8 protein-coding genes are annotated in these 16,783 nt (G+C 47.6%); 7 read left to right on the forward strand and 1 reads right to left on the reverse strand.

What is annotated here, in order from left to right:
• Window positions 1-2 precede the first annotated feature (2 nt).
• The 3 genes from AACV78_RS28235 (at window position 3) to AACV78_RS28245 (ending at window position 7,811) form a co-directional block, all read left to right on the forward strand.
• Entirely contained in the window at window positions 3-956 is a 954-nt protein-coding gene (locus tag AACV78_RS28235; protein ID WP_194011774.1) for a DNA-formamidopyrimidine glycosylase, read from the forward strand.
• A gap of 298 nt (window positions 957-1,254) precedes the next feature.
• Window positions 1,255-1,470, forward strand: coding sequence for an NAD(P)H-quinone oxidoreductase subunit O (locus AACV78_RS28240; protein WP_194011773.1), 216 nt, complete (start codon window positions 1,255-1,257; stop codon window positions 1,468-1,470).
• A gap of 1,784 nt (window positions 1,471-3,254) precedes the next feature.
• Entirely contained in the window at window positions 3,255-7,811 is a 4,557-nt protein-coding gene (locus AACV78_RS28245) for a PAS domain S-box protein (RefSeq protein WP_194012364.1), read from the forward strand.
• Between the two features lie 266 nt (window positions 7,812-8,077).
• Here AACV78_RS28245 and AACV78_RS28250 read toward each other — a convergent pair whose 3' ends face one another.
• Window positions 8,078-12,100 (reverse strand): EAL domain-containing protein, encoded by a 4,023-nt coding sequence (locus AACV78_RS28250; RefSeq protein WP_194012365.1) that lies wholly within the window; start codon window positions 12,098-12,100, stop codon window positions 8,078-8,080.
• 329 nt (window positions 12,101-12,429) lie between these two features.
• Between AACV78_RS28250 and acnB the strand changes: the two genes are divergently transcribed.
• The 4 genes from acnB (at window position 12,430) to AACV78_RS28270 (ending at window position 16,607) form a co-directional block, all read left to right on the forward strand.
• The gene (acnB, locus tag AACV78_RS28255; protein ID WP_194012366.1) at window positions 12,430-15,045 is read left to right on the forward strand and encodes a bifunctional aconitate hydratase 2/2-methylisocitrate dehydratase; all 2,616 of its coding nucleotides are present in this window, start codon (window positions 12,430-12,432) and stop codon (window positions 15,043-15,045) included.
• A 252-nt stretch (window positions 15,046-15,297) separates the two neighbouring features.
• Window positions 15,298-15,681: a hypothetical protein gene (locus AACV78_RS28260; RefSeq protein ID WP_194012367.1), complete on the forward strand. Its 384-nt coding sequence runs from the start codon at window positions 15,298-15,300 to the stop codon at window positions 15,679-15,681.
• Window positions 15,678-16,133, forward strand: coding sequence for a PIN domain-containing protein (locus tag AACV78_RS28265; protein ID WP_194012368.1), 456 nt, complete (start codon window positions 15,678-15,680; stop codon window positions 16,131-16,133). The genes AACV78_RS28260 and AACV78_RS28265 overlap by 4 nt, the downstream gene beginning before the upstream one ends.
• Window positions 16,134-16,226: 93 nt before the next feature.
• Window positions 16,227-16,607, forward strand: a complete 381-nt coding sequence (locus AACV78_RS28270) for a cupin domain-containing protein (protein WP_194012369.1) — start codon at window positions 16,227-16,229, stop codon at window positions 16,605-16,607.
• The last annotated feature ends 176 nt before the right edge of the window (window positions 16,608-16,783 follow it).

Consider the following 16,783-nt stretch of genomic DNA (forward strand, 5'->3'; position numbering starts at 1 on the left):
TTGTGCCAGAACTGCCAGAAGTTGAAACTATTTGCCGGGGTTTGAACCAACTTACCCTCGATCGAGAAATTTTGGGCGGAGACGTGCTGTTAAATAGCTCGATCGCCCGCTCAATCTCTGCGACCGATTTTTTGACAAAACTCAAAGGAAAGTCGATCGCATCTTGGTATCGGCGCGGCAAATACCTCCTGGCAGAACTATCTCAATTCCCAGAAGGAGAAAGAGAAAAAGGGAAAGGGGGAGAATTTACGGCTCAAACTCCAAGTTCTTCCACTCTTCCTTCTTCCTTCCTCCCTCTTCCTTCTTCCTTCTTCCTTCCCTCAAAAGCTGGCTGGTTGGGGGTTCACCTGCGGATGACCGGACAATTGCTGTGGGTGAACGAATCCGAACCCCTGCCAAAACACGCGCGAGTCCGGCTATTTTTTGAAGGAAACCGAGAACTGCGGTTTGTAGACCAGCGCACCTTCGGGCAAATGTGGTACGTGCCCGCAGAAACAGAAGTGGAAAGCACAGTTACCGGCCTGAAACTCCTAGGCCCCGAACCGTTTTCAGACGAATTTACCACAGAATATTTGGCCCGCAAGCTGCACCGACGGGCGCGACCAATTAAAACAGCATTGCTAGACCAGTCACTGGTAGCGGGTTTGGGCAATATTTACGCAGATGAAACTTTGTTCTTGGCGGGAGTGATGCCGACAACTCTGTGCGCCGATTTGACAGCGCCGCAAATTGAGCGCATCCATACAGCTATTATTCAAGTTTTACAGCAGGCGATCGCAAACGGCGGCACCACTTTCAGTAATTTTCTCAACGTCCAAGGTGTAAACGGCAACTACGGCGGTGTCGCTTGGGTGTACAACAGATCCGGTCAACCCTGCCGCACTTGCTCTACAACCATTGAAAAGATAAAATTAGCAGGGCGATCGACTCATTTTTGCCCCGCCTGCCAGAAATAATATTTTCGGCAACAGATTTTGTATCATACCAATGGAATAAAGTAGCGCTAGATATTACCCCCCCCCAACCCCCCCGCGATTTCGGGGGGGCTAAGACTTCATCCATAGCACATAGGTCAGAAAAATGGTATCAGATTCGATCGATATACCAAATCTCAGCTTCCAACTCTTCAGTCTGCGAAGGCAGACTTCGTTCCTGTAGTTGCGGTTTCAACCGCCGACTCAACTCAATCAACTGGTATTAAAGCCAAATCAGCATTAAAATTTAAATACTTCGATCAACTAAACAGAGCAAGTCATGGCAATCAAAAAAGGTAGCACAGTCCGCGCAATTCGCGAAAAATTGGAAAACAGCCTAGAAGCCAAAGCCAGCGATCCGCGCTTTTCCTCCTATCTATTTGAAACAAAAGGCGAAGTAATGGATATTCGCGGCGACTACGCCTTCGTCAAATTCGGCAAAGTCCCCACCCCGAATATTTGGCTGCGCGTAGACCAACTAGAAGATTTTAACTAACCGATAGAAACGAAACATCACTGTTTTGAATTTAACCTAGGGTGCGCCCCGCGCACCTTATTTTTATATAACGTAGAGTACCAAATCTGCGCCCGATCGCCATTAAACTAATTCTTAAAAGCAGCTTTTATGTCGTTCCCGCTTGCATCGGAATAATAAAATCGAGTCAACAGTTAACAGTCAACAGTCAACATTCAACAATCACCTGATGGTGCAACCGAAATTGATATTATAGATTCATAAAAACAGGTTTGATAAAGTATTGAGGAAACTAAATCGATCCTAAAAACTCCTCCTGCAAGCAAGAATTAAGTTGAAACCGATTCGTATTGCGGACTTAATTCCGCACTACTAACCGTTTTTATTATGATAATCGACCGGACACGATATTTATCTATTCTATTGCATACATCTGCGGTCTTCTGCGCTGCATCAGTCTTGCATCTGCAGTCTCGCTATCGATCGCAGATGTATGCAATCTTGTCTCATATAGCGGTTCTCAATGGTGGTGAGATATACCCTATGCCGGATAAGCTGTTGTGCAAATAAACATTGTAGATTTTGATGACAATCAAAAATTGTCAAATTCTCTCCCCCTCTCCCCTTCTCCCCCTCTCCCGCTCAATTGCCATACACAATCTATATGAGCAAAGGCTTAGTACCTCCTATGAAAACTCGAAAGGCTATATATTTTAATAAGTTTAACAAATAAAACCGATAACATATAATAATTTAAGTGCGTGGCAAATCATCTAACAGCTCCCAATGCTCCCAAAAGTGCATAAAATCACACTTAAAGCAGATGAATCGAGTATTAGCGAAAACTAGAGAAAAGCCGATCGGCTAAATTTAAACAAATTTTAATAGAGGCGCTCCAAACAGGATATTCGATCGCAAAGCCGAGGAAACCATCAATCGAGTTTGCAGTCATAATAAAAGGGTGACAATTGCCATTGAAGGCGATCGGAAAAAATGTCAAAATTAGTCAGGACTTTTGGCCCCGTCGGGCGATGAAACCCCGTTGCTCGCTGCCACTTTCGGCTCTTCCCTGATGCGATCGGGTTAATAAACCGGGTTTATGTATAAATTTTGTGAGTAAAATTCTCAATCATTAGCAATTTATGCCATAGGAAGTCACCGATCGCCCGCTTTATCAGTAAATATACGGAATTAGGATACTCGATCGACCTGCAAATCTAGAAAAAATATGGAAATGTAGCCTCATTCGCTGCTAACTGCTATCAGAAGGAGGAGAATTTGCCCTTTGCTCTTGTGATTTATCGCAACCGCACCCGATGGTTAAGACGTTCTTAATTGCTGAAACCCTTGCTTTTATTGCGACTTCCATCTTCCATCTTCCATCTTCCATCTTCCATATTCCATCTTCCGACGGACTTACATCCGTTACATCCGTTACATCCGTTACATCCGTTACATCCGTTACATCCCGTACATTGCTCGTTGCCGAACTTCCTTCTTCCCTCTTACATCCGTTACATCCGTTACATCCGTTACATCCCGTACATTGCTCGTTGCCGAACTTCCTTCTTCCATACCAGATTCAACTTGCAGAGCACTGTGGGGATGCCATCTAAGGTGTTGTGCATTTAAATTATATATTTCGACGATCGATCAAAAATCTTCTCCTCCGAATCCCCATCAGACCCTCTTTACCCGCTCGCGAAGCCGAAGGGCCCCTCCCCCCCCTCAATCACCATAAATAATTGGGATGCACACCAGCTTACCTCGATACCAAACCGCAAAATAACTAAAAAAAGAGCATTATGTTTCATGAATACCTGTATCAACAAGTCATCAACCTGCAGGAAAAATTAATTCGCTTAGAAAGAGATATGCAGTCTCAAACCTGGTTCAAAAAGCTGCAAGCGCTGATGGGAGTCATTAGCAAAATTCGCGAATCCCTAGACTTAGACACAATATTCAAAATCACAGCCACCGAAGTCCGGCAACTCCTAAATGCCGATCGAGTCGCCGTCTACCGCTTCATTCCCGAATCCGACTGGAACGACGGCGAAGTAGTCTCCGAAGACGTACTGCCCCTATACAGCCCCTCCTTGGGCGCAAAAGTCCACGACCACTGCTTCGGCGAACAATTTGCAGCCAACTACGCCAAAGGATACGTTCAAGCAGTCACCGACATCTACAAAGCCCGGTTGAGCCCCTGTCACCTCAAAATTCTCAAGAGATTTCAAATCAGAGCAAACTTAGTCGTACCCCTACTGCAAGGGCAACATTTGTGGGGATTGCTGTGCATTCACTCCTGTGGCCAACCCCGCGAGTGGCAAGAAGACGAAATCGAATTTGCCAGACAAGTAGGCGACCATTTAGCAGTTGCAATTTCTCAGGCCGAACTGCACTTGCAAACCCAGAAACAAATCGCAGAAATCGAATTGGCCCAGCAGAAACTCCGCGAAAGCGAGCAAAAATATCAACAAATTCTCGACTCGATCGCCGATATGGTATTAGTCAAAGGCCCCCAATCAAAAATCGTCTGGGCAAATCAAGCATTCCGCGACTATTACGGCATGAGTCAAGAGGAACTGCAAGGGATCGTAGACGCACCTTTCGCCGAACCTGACCAAACTCTCCAGTACATTAAAGATGATGCCTTCGTATTTGAAACCGGACAAACCCTGCAAATTGCCGAAGAACCTGTGACGCGCTACGACGGAGAAGTGCGGATGTGGAGCACCGTCAAAACACCCATCCGCAATGAAGACGGCCAAATCACAATGACAGTCGGCGTCTCCCGCGACATGACGGAACGCAAAGCAGCAGAAGAAGCCCTCAAAGCCAGCGAAACCAAATACCGCAGCCTGGTAGAAACTTCCCAAGACATGATTTGGTCTGTGGATGCGACTGGGCGCTACACCTTCGTCAACCCAGCAGTTAAGTATATCTACGGTTACGAACCAGCAGAAATGCTCGATCGACCATTCTCCGATTTTGTGACACCAGAACAAGCCCAGAAAGATTTAGCTGTTTTCGCCCGCTTGCTTACGGGAGAATCAGTTTTTCAGTACGAAAGCACCCAAATTGCCAAAGACGGTAGCATGAAACATTTGATGTTCAATGCGATCGCCCTGTACGACGAAACCGGAAACTTCCTCGGCACCACCGGTACAGCCACCGACATTACCGATCGCAAGCGCGCCGAAGCCGCACTGCAACACGCTAACGCCGAACTAGAACGCAGAGTTGAAGCCCGCACCGCCGAACTGCGCCAGACTTTTGCAGCCCTGGGCGCTAGCGAAGCCAAGTTTCGGACGATCGCGGCCGCCATCCCCGGTTCTCTGTTTCAATTTTGCAGCCGCAATGGAGTTTGGAGAGTTGACTACACCAGCGATGGCATCGAAGATATCAGTGGCATCACAGCAGCAGAAATGATGCGAGACATCAATACATTCATTTCCCGCATCCACCCCGAAGACTTGGAAAGCTACATCGCTTCCGTCAACGAAGCCGTTGAAAACTTCTCTCCCTGGCACTACGAAGGGCGGTTAATCAAGCCAAACGGCGAAATTCGCTGGTGGCAGGGCGACTCCATGCCCACCCGCAGCGAGGACGGCGAAATCGTATTTTGCGGCGTATTCCTCGACGTTACCGATCGCAAAAAAGCCGAAACCGCCATCCGCGACAGCCAGCGGCAGCTCAAAGAAGCCCAGAGACTCGCCCACGTCGGTAACTGGGAACTAGACGCAGCCACCGAAACCCTCACTTGGTCAGAAGAACTTTTCCGCATCTTTGGACTCGAACCGGCCCCCACAGCACCCCCCAGAAAAGAACAAGTCGCTCAGATCCATCCAGAAGATTTGGAATTGTGGAGGACGGAAGTAGAGCGAGGACTTGCCTTGGGTATTCCCTTTGATTTTGACTACCGTTTTTACCGTCCCGACGGCACGCTGCGGCATCTCAACGCCTTGGGCCGCGCCGAAACCGATGCCAGTGGCAAGGTGGTAAAACTGTTCGGAACGGCGATCGACATTACCGATCGCAAAGCCGCCGAAGCAGCCCTGCGACAAGCAGCAGCCGAGTTAGAAGACAGAGTGAGCGATCGCACGGCCGAACTTTCTCAAGCAGTCACGCAATTAGAACAAGAAATTGGCGATCGCAAACAGGCAGAAGCAGCGCTGCAAGTTTCCGAGCAAAATCTGCGAACCATCTTTAACAATGTCTACGACGCAATCTTCATTCAAGACTTAGAAGGTAACATTCTCGATGTCAACAATCGAATGTTAGAAATGTATGGAGTTAGTCGGGAACAAGCAATTCAATCATCAATTACGAAGGACTATTCAAGTGAAGAAAATCCTATTCAACTAATGAGAGAACTTTGGGAAAAAGTATTATCAGGTGAAAGCACCCGTATCGAATGGAAATCTAGGCGACCCAACGATCGTTCCACCTTTGATGCAGAAATTGCTGTGTCAAAAATTAATCTCAACGGCAACGTTAACATCATTGCCAACGTGCGAGATATTAGCGATCGCAAACAGGCAGAAGCCGAACTGCAACGCACTCAAAACTTTATGGAATCAGTGCTCAAAACCATACCCGTAGCAGTGGTTGCCAAGGAAGCCGAACAACTGCGATTTGTACTGTGGAACCCAGTCGCCGAAGAGTTGCTCGGTTTCAGCGCAGCAGAAGTTATGGGCAAAAATGATTTCGACCTTTTCCCAACAGAACAAGCTCATGTTTTCACCGCCAAAGACCGAGAAGTTCTCCACAACGGGCAAACTGTAGAAATTGCCGAAGAAGAGATTGAAACGGGTCAAGGAGAATCGCGGATATTTCACACCAAGAAAACATCAATACTCGGTGCTGATGGCAAACCACAATATCTATTAGCTGTCACCGAAGACATTACCGATCGCAAGCGGGGAGAAATTGCCTTGAGGCGATATTCAGCCCAACTCAAGCAGCAAGCCGATCGAGAAAAATTGCTCAACATTCTCACAGCTCAAATCCGCAATTCCCTCGACTTCGACAGCATTATTGCTGTCGCCGTCCAAGAAATTCGGGCTTTCATGCAGATCGATCGGTGCTATTTTTCCTGGTACCGCAGCGAACAAGAAGAGAGTTTTTGGGAAATTATTCAAGAATCTCGCAAAATAGAACTTCCCGATTTAATAGGTTGCTATAAATCTTCTGACTTCGGCACTATAGGAGAACAGATGTTGCGTCTAGAAACGCTGCAAATAGATGATGTCGGAGCGCTCGCAGACCCTATTTTGATCGAGTCTCTTAACTCTCTGGGCTACCAATCAGTGTTGGCAATTCCGATGCAGGCACTTTCGGGAGTAGTGAGCGTTGTCACCTGCGCCCACTCCGCTGCTGTGCGGCCTTGGAGCGACAGCGAAGTAGAATTATTGCAAGCGGTTACAGTTCAATTGGCGATCGCCATCAACCAAGCCGATCTTTACACCCAAACTAGCAATAAAGCTCGCGAATTAGAGCAAACATTGCAGCAATTAACCAGCGCTCAATCGCAGTTAATTCAAAGCGAAAAAATGTCATCTCTCGGTCAGCTTGTCGCAGGAGTTGCCCACGAAATTAACAATCCGGTTAATTTTATTTACGGCAATCTCACCCACGCTAATGACTATACTCAAGACTTGCTGCATTTGATCGAACTTTACCAAAACCACTATCCCGATCCTGTCCCGGAAATTATAGAAGAAGTAGAAGCTATTGAACTCGATTTTCTGATGGAAGACTTGCCAAAACTGCTTTCTTCGATGAAAGTCGGTGCAGACAGAATTCAGCAAATTGTAGCATCTCTGCGTACATTTTCCCGGATGGACGAAGCAGAAATGAAAGCAGTTAACATTCACGACGGCATAGATAGCACCCTGATGATTTTGCAGCACCGGCTCAAAGCTAAACACAATCATCCAGAAATTGAGGTGATTAAAGAATACGCTCAAATGCCCTTAGTAGAATGTTATGCCGGACAGTTAAATCAAGTATTTATGAATGTTCTGAGCAATGCTTTAGATGCTTTGGAAGAGAGAGACACGCGGCGTTCTGCTGAGGAAATGCGGCACAATCCTAGTACGATTTCCATTAAAACGGAAATGCTGGAGGGCGATCGCGTTTTGATTCGGATTGCTGACAATGGGGTGGGAATAGCAGATGGTGTCATTACTCAACTTTTTAACCCATTTTTTACCACTAAATCTGTGGGAAAAGGTACTGGAATGGGCTTGTCAATTAGCTATCAAATTGTTACCGACCGACACAAAGGTTCGCTGAAATGTACTTCTTCGCCCGGACAAGGTGCTGAATTTGCGATCGAGATTCCGTTGAAAGCTAATTAAACAGTTCGATCGCGCGTGTGGACTCAAGTTCGCACGCGCGATCCAATCTTAAATCATATCGTTTCCGGCTGCATCGTCAGGTGATAAATTAGAGGGCAATTCATGAATTATTTTTACAAGTCACCACCTATCTCCGTGCAATTTTCAGTTGTTCGATTCACCGTCAACAGTCAACAGTCAACAGTCAACAGTCAACAGTCAACAGTCAACATCACCAGGAGTGCAACCGGAATTGATATCAGTCAATCGATCGCACATCATATTACTCAAGTCTCAACAATCGAACCAAAATTTATCAGTATTTCAGTCATCGTTACACTGTCCAAAGGTTTAGAAAACCAATATCCCTGAGCTAATTCGCAGCCTAATTCCCGAAGCTGTGCTAACTGTTCCGCTGTCTCCACACCTTCGGCGATCGCATTTAATCCCAAATTGTGAGCCAAAGTTACAATCGCCCGCACAATCTGCAAAGGCTGACCCCCGCCGCCACCATTTTCGATGGCCCCCAAGCGACTCACAAAAGAGCGATCGATCTTCAGCGTATCCAGCGGAAAACGGTGCAAGTAACTCAAAGACGAATAGCCAGTACCGAAATCGTCGATCGACAATCGAATATTTCTACCTTTTAATTGGGCCAGCACAATATTGGCTTTCATCACATTTTCTACGATCGCACTTTCAGTAATCTCCAATTTTAAACAGCTCGGCTCGCAGCCTGTTTCTGCCAAAATTTCATCTATCTGTTCGATTAAATTCGGCAAACCTAACTGTTTGGGAGAAAGATTGACACTCATGGTTAATTGTGAAGGATCGATAATTGGTAATTGGTAATTGGTAATTGGTAATTGGTAATTGGTAATTAGTAATTGGGCATCGGGCATAGGGCCTTGGGCATTAATTTTCCCTCTTCCTTCTTCCTTCTTCCCTCTTCCCTCTTCCGACGGACTTACATCCGTTACATCCGTTAAATAATCCGTTGCCGAACTTCCTTCTTCCGACGGACTTACATCCGTTACATCCCGTACATTGCTCGTTGCCGAACTTCCCTCTTCCTTCTTCCCTCTTCCTTCTTCCTTCTTCCCTCTTCCTTCTTCCTTCATTAACATTTCTTGCCAAAGTCGCAATTGTCGGCAAGCTTCCCGCAGCACCCAAGCTCCCAGAGGCACGATCAAACCGGTTTCCTCAGCTACAGGAATAAAGCTAGAAGGCGGCACTAGGCCCCGAACCGGATGCTGCCAGCGCACCAAAGCCTCAAAACCCTCGATCGCACCGCTGGCGATCGAAATAATCGGTTGGTAGTGCACAATAAAGTGGGAACATTCATTTTTGCTCGCACCTAATTCCTGCTTGCCCAAAATAGCCATACGCAGGTCATTTTCTAACTGCAACAGCGACATAGTTTGGTCGTGCATCGCCAAATTAAACACTTCGTGGCGGGCCTTGCCCAAAGCTTTAGCGCGGTACATAGCAATGTCAGCATCGCGCAGGAATTCTTCCGGGTGAGCGTACAGATTCGATTTGCCTCTTGTGTCGGCTGCTGCGACTTCGCCTTGACTGAAAACAATGCCAATGCTAGCGGTGGTAAATACTTCGTGCCCTTCGATATCAAACGGTAAAGTCAGTTCTGTTTGTATTCTGTTAGCTGCTTGGGTGGCATCGGTGAGGCTCTGAATGTGGTCTAGCAGGATGGTGAATTCGTCTCCCCCCAACCGGGCGACGGTATCAGAAGCCCGCACGCAGGTTAGCAGTCTGTCTGCGAGGGCGACTAGCAATTTGTCTCCTAAAACGTGTCCTAAAGAATCATTGACTACTTTAAAGCGGTCTAAATCTAGGAAAAGTAAACCAAATTTGTAATCGGAGGATTGATTCGATCGGCGGATGGCTTGTCCTAGCCTGTCGATGAACAAAACGCGGTTTGGCAAACCCGTCAGCGCGTCGTGAAAAGCACCGTGCAGCAGTTGCCGTTCTACTCGCTTGCGCTCGGTGACATCTCTGATAATAATCTGGGCGGCGGCTGCGCCTTGATAAAGGGCGGGGATGCCGGCAACTTCAACGTCGATGATTTCTCCGTCTAGCCGCATCAGTTTTTGCTCGGCAAGCTCGATCGGCTTATTTTCTTGCTCGACTTGCCTCATGCGCTTTTGGGCTGTTTCCACATAGTTTGAATGGACAAAATGCAATATCGGAAAGCCGATTAACTCTGCCGGAGAACTCGCACCGAGGAGTTTAGCACCGGCAGCATTGATGTAGGCGATTTTCTCTTGACTGTGAACGACGATCGCTTCGGGAGATAGTTCTACTAAACGGCGATAGCGTTCTTCACTTTCTTGCAGAGATAATATTAACTCGCAGCGCTCTTTTTCAGCTTGCTGGCGTTCGACTTCCATTTGGTGAACTGCCAGAATTTTACCGATGCTTTGAGCCATCAATTCTATGATTTCTATTTCCTGGTACTCAAATTTTTTCTTTTTGATTTCTCGCGAACTAAAACTCAATATACCGTAAGTTTTATTGTTAACAAATATCGGCGTTCCAATGTAAGATTCTGACTGGCATTTCTTATAAGCTGGATGTTCGCGCATCTCTATTTCTGCTCCTATATGAGAATAGAAAACAGTTTTATTTAATTTAATTACGGCAGCACAGTAAGTGTCGCTGAGGTTCAATTCTAGACCTCGCACGAAGTATCCTACATCGGATTTCGCTGCTCGCACAATAAAATTTTCATCCTGAACTTCAGCCATGATGCCAATAGAAAGTCCAAAGATTAAACAGCCGGCTGTTAAATAATCTTCAACCAGTTCTTGAAAATTTTGATAATGATAAGTTGTAATCCGGTGCAGGTGTTTGAGATTAGCGGTGAAAGCTGCTAAAGCTTGAGAATTTAAAAATAATTCTGCTTCCGCTCGCTGGCGGTCGGTAATGTCTGTTTGCACTCCAATAAAGTGGGTTAAGTGTCGCCGCGAGTTGTGCACCGGAGCGATCGACAGTTCGTGCCAAAAAGGCGTGCCGTCTTTCCGAAAGTTGCGTAATATAACTTGGCATTCTCTGCCTTCTTCAATTGCCGTTCGCAATTGTTTAGCAGAGGCGGTGTCCGTGTCGTTGCCCTGCAAAAATCGGCAATTTTTCCCCATTAATTCGTCTCTGCTATAACCCGTAATCCGCTCAAAACTGGGATTGACATAAATAATCGGATTATCTGCAACCGTCGCGTCGGTGATGGCGATGCCGTTGCTGCAACTTTCGATCGCCCGTTCCATCATTTGCAAGCGCTCTTGCGATCGAATCCGCTCGATCGCCGCAGCTAACACGTTGGCGATCGCTTCTACAAAATAAACGTCATCTTGGCTGAAAACCCGTGGTTGGCTGGTGTGAACCCCCAAAATGCCCCAAGGCTGGCAGGAGGAAGTATCTGCTGGTTCTGCTTCTCCCCAGTTCCTCTCCAGTTCCCGATTGCCGGGAACGATGACAGTGACGCCGCTCACAGCCCGGTGGTTGTGCAGCAGCGGCAACTCGCTAAAGCGGGTTTCCACCCGCAAATCTTCGACGATCGTGGCTTTGCCAACTAGCAACGTGTAACCAGCTTGCGATCGGGCAGAAGCCGCAACAGTGGCTTTACCGACGAGGCCCGGCTGCCAGCCTACCCCCGCTCGCAACATAAAAGCATGGCCCGAGGGCAACAGTTCCAACAACTGACAATAATCAACATCCAAGGTTTGAGCAATTAACACCGCAGCTTTGTCCATCAGTGCAGACAAATCTGTTTCCGCCAGGGCCTGCTGCCCCAAGTAAGCGACGGCTGCTTGCTGGCGGGCGCGCAAGTGGATTGAGGCGAGCAAATCCTGCTCCTTGGCGGCTGCTCGCTTGCGATCGCTAATATCACAGAACACCGACAGCACGGATTTTTCCGACAGCAATGTCAAATACCGCATCGATACACTTGCCCAAAACAGCGTGCCGTCAGCTTTTTTGAGGCGGACTTCTATCTCGCGGACTTGTCCGTTGCGGGCGAGCGCATCCAGCAGTTCGTGGCGATCTGCGGGGTTATTGTATAGTGTGGAGGCTTTTTTGCCGTCGATGTCAAATGCTTTGAACCCGAAAACCTGATGGCATAAATCGTTGCTATACAGAATTGTGCCGTCAGCCAGACTGCTGACGATCGTAGGCATCGGCATCGAATTGGCGATCGTCAGCAGTAATTCTTTAGTGGCTTGCAGTTCTGGGTACAACTCTGGTTTGGCGGCCGAACCCTGACAGTGTTCACCATTTTCAGGGATAAAACTTTCCATTTTTTAATTGATCCATTTCTGCGGACAAATTTAAACTTGCGGTAACTAAGGATTTCAGATGCAGAGGACGATCGACATTACCCCCCGCCACATTAATTTTAACCAGAACAATGCAACTCAACGCCCGAAAACTTCTCGGCTGGAGTTTAAGCAGCACCCCAGCCGCAGAGAAGATATCTCTTTATTAGTATGAAAGTCTACTGTTTTTAAAGTTGCGTTAAGTTTTTATAAGAGCGGGTGCTTTGCCAAATATGTAGCGCCAGCGCCTAATCTAAAAAGTAATGTCACCTGCAAACAACTACCCAACACAATTTTGAGAGAGAACACAAATGCTTGAATCTTACCGCCGTAACGCTGCTGAACGGGCTGCACTGGGAATTCCACCGCTGCCGCTAGACGCCCAGCAAACCTCCGAACTCTGCGAATTACTCAAAAATCCGCCGCCGGGGGAAGAAGAAGCCTTAGTAGAATTATTGCGCGATCGCGTCCCCCCAGGCGTAGACAGCGCCGCCTACGTCAAAGCAGGTTTTCTGACCGGCATTGCCAAAGGCGAAATCCACAGCCCCCTAATTGCTCCCAAATGGGCAGTTTACCTGCTGGGGACAATGATGGGAGGTTACAACGTCCAATCTTTAATCGATTTACTCCATCCTACTGCCGAAACAGCCATCCCCGCCACTGCAGCCCGCGCCTTGAGCAAAACGCTGTTAGTATTTGACGCCTTCCACGACATTCTCGCCCTGTCGGATACCAATCCCTACGCCAAACAAGTCATAGATTCTTGGGCGGATGCCGAGTGGTTTACCGGCCGGCCCCAACTAGCCGAAGCCATTACCGTTACAGTCTTCAAAGTACCCGGAGAAACCAATACCGACGACTTGTCTCCGGCACCTCATGCTACCACGCGGCCGGACATTCCCCTGCACGCTTTAGCGATGCTGGAAAGTAAAATGCCCCAAGCTCTGCAAACCATTGCCCAATTGAAGCAAAAAGGCCATCCCGTAGCCTACGTCGGCGATGTTGTCGGCACCGGTTCCTCGCGCAAATCAGCGATTAACTCAGTGCTGTGGCACATTGGCAATGATATTCCGTTTGTGCCAAACAAGCGCAGCGGCGGATATATTTTGGGAAGTGCGATCGCCCCGATTTTCTTCAATACCGCTGAAGATTCCGGCGCATTGCCGATCGAATGCGATGTCAGCAAAATGGAAACCGGAATGGTAATTACCATCCATCCCTACAAAGGAGAAATCACCAACGAAGCCGGAGAAATCATCTCCACCTTCACCCTCAAACCCGACACAATCACAGACGAAGTTCGCGCAGGCGGCCGCATTCCCCTATTAATCGGACGCACCTTAACCGACAAAACCCGCGCAGCTTTAGGACTAGGAATTAGCCCGATTTTTACCCGCCCGACTATTCCTGCAGATACCGGAAAAGGCTTCACTTTAGCACAGAAAATGGTAGGGAAAGCTTGCGGTTTAGCCGGCGTGCGTCCCGGTACATCTTGCGAACCGTTAATGACCACAGTCGGCTCCCAAGACACCACCGGGCCCATGACTCGCGACGAATTAAAAGAACTTGCTTGTTTGGGATTTAGCGCCGATTTGGTAATTCAAAGTTTCTGCCACACCGCCGCCTATCCAAAACCTGTTGATGTCAAAACTCACCACGAATTGCCCGATTTCATGGCACAGCGGGCGGGCATAGCTTTGCGTCCCGGAGACGGCATTATTCACTCCTGGCTGAACCGGATGTTATTGCCAGATACAGTGGGCACTGGCGGCGATTCTCACACACGTTTTCCTTTAGGAATTTCCTTTCCTGCGGGTTCGGGATTGGTGGCATTTGCTGCAGCCTTGGGCGTGATGCCTTTGGATATGCCGGAATCTGTTTTAGTGCGCTTCAAAGGAGAATTGCAGCCGGGAGTAACCCTGCGGGATGTGGTGAATGCAATTCCCTACGTAGCAATTCAAAAAGGTTTGCTGACAGTCTCGAAACAGAATAAGAAAAACGTCTTTTCGGGGCGGATTATGGAAATTGAAGGTTTGCCCGATTTGAAGGTCGAGCAGGCTTTTGAATTGACTGATGCCTCGGCCGAGCGTTCCTGCGCCGGATGCACGATTAAATTGAGCGTGGAGACTGTTTCTGAGTACATTCGCTCCAACGTCGCGCTGCTAAAAAATATGGTAGCGCGGGGCTATGAAGATGCGCGGACGATGATGCGCCGGGTGGCGAAGATGGAGGAATGGCTGGCGAACCCGGTGCTGCTAGAAGCTGATGCTGATGCGGAGTATGTTGAAATCATTGAGATCGATCTCAACGAGATTACTGAACCCATTGTGGCTGCACCGAATGACCCGGATAATGTTAAGTTGTTGAGTGAGGTTGCGGGCGATCGGGTTGACGAAGTATTTGTCGGTTCTTGCATGACAAATATCGGCCACTACCGCGCCACTGCAAAGGTGTTGGAAGGTGCAGGAGAAGTTAAAACTCGCCTGTGGATTTGTCCGCCAACTCGGATGGACGAACAGCAACTGAAAGAAGAAGGTTATTACAGCATTTTTGGAGCGGCTGGAGCGCGGACGGAAATGCCGGGATGCAGTCTTTGTATGGGAAATCAAGCGCGGGTAAAAGATGCGACAACGGTTTTTTCAACTTCGACTCGCAACTTCAACAACCGAATGGGCAAAGATGCACAAGTTTATCTCGGTTCGGCGGAATTGGCTGCTGTTTGTTCGCTGTTGGGGATCATTCCCACAGTCCAAGAATACCAGGAAATTGTGGCTAAGAAAATCAATCCTTTTGCTGGCGATTTGTATCGATATTTGAATTTCGATCAAATTGCTGGTTTTGAGGATGAAGGGCGAGTGATTGCTGTGGAAGATATGCCGCGCATTGAGGATATTTTGGGGATTCCTGAAGGTGTGTTGAGCAAGTAGTTTCCTCGAAATTCAGTGAAATGGTTGTTTTGAACCGCAGATGTCAGCGGTTCAAAAAAATCCCAGAATCTGGATGAATTATCCTCGCCTTTGGGAGCATCTCAGTTGTGAATTTTTGCAAAACTGAGATGCTCCCCCCGTCTTTTGTTTAAAATATAAGTAGAGGGGAGTTCGATCGCCAATCTCTAATTCCCATCCAGGATATCGATCGACCTACGAATTCCTATAAATCCGATTGAGGAGAAAAAAAGTATGTCTGAACGAGCTTTAATCACTGAAAACCCTGAGACACCAACTTCAGCGCCAGAAAATCGCATTGGTAATGAAATGGTAGAGTTTCTCAGTGTAATTCAGCAAACTCCGAGAGAATATTGGCCTAATTTGCTTAAAATGATGAGGTTATTTCTGGAAACGGTGACAGTAAAGCCAGCCTTGTCCGAGCCTCCCCAGACATCGGAGAAAATAGACATTACTAAACTGTCGCTGGAGGAGCGGATACAAAGAAATCAAGGTGCAATTGCATTATTGCGATCGTGGGTAGAGGAGGGAGATGAACAGGAACAAACAGAAACCGCTGAATATCTCCGTAAAGTTTTAGATGAAGACCGCCTTTCTAATCGGCCATTATTCCCATGAGTAGAGTAATACTTTTAGATTCTGGGCCTTTGGGGATGGTAACAAACCCTAAAGCATCTTCTACTGAAGTTCAAGAGTGCAAAGTTTGGCTAAACTCTTTAATGCTCAGAGGCGAAATAATAATTTTGCCTGAGATTGCTGACTACGAAGTACGACGCGAATTGATCCGTGCAGGTAAGTCAGCAGCTATTCAACGACTTGATGAACTGAAATTACAACTGACATACCGTCCTTTGACTACAGAAGTAATGCTTTTAGCGGCTCAGTTGTGGGCGGATGCACGAAAGAGAGGAAAGCCAACGGCACACCCCTATGCACTTGACGGGGATGTGATTTTGGCGGCTCAAGCAATATTGGAGGCAAGTGAAGGCAATGAGGTGGTAATTGCTACAACAAATGTGGGGCATTTATCGCAATTTGTTGATGCTCGCGAATGGCGGCTAATTCAGTAATGTTTAAATCGATCGCACTTACAGACTTGCCCGCTCCCTGATATACTTTCAACTACAGATATTTTTACATACACCGTTAGCGAGATCGACAGCATGGTGGAAACAGCGGACACAATCGAAAAAACGGACGATCGCACGCAAACCCGGTTTTGGGGTCAAGTTACAGTCATAGACGCGGGCGATCGTTACAAGATCAATCGCATCGAAGTCAAGCCGGGACACCACATCAGGACGCAAATGCACTATCACCGCAGCGAACACTGGGTTGTCGTCTCCGGTACCGCTAAAGTGATCTGCGATGACAAAGAGACGATTCTCATGCAGAAACAGTCAACCTACGTTCCCATGAATACTGCTCACCGCGTGGAAAACCCAGGCGTGATTCCTCTGGTGATGATTGAAATCCAAAATGGCGAGTACCTCGGCGATGATGACATTATCCGTTTCGCCCAAGATGCTGACGAAGAAGATTGATCCGACATCAAAATATGAAGCAATCGCAGATATCATATCAATTTCGGTTGCACTGTCAGGTGACTAGACCTCTTAGACCTCTTGCAAAAGTCAAATTTACCCCCCGCAAGTCCCCCCTCCCGCGGGGAGAAACAAGAATAATCTTGCTCCCTCCCCGCGGGAGGGGGGACTTGCGG

This window comes from Tychonema sp. LEGE 07196 (genome assembly GCF_963890365.1).
Classification (GTDB): domain Bacteria; phylum Cyanobacteriota; class Cyanobacteriia; order Cyanobacteriales; family Microcoleaceae; genus Microcoleus.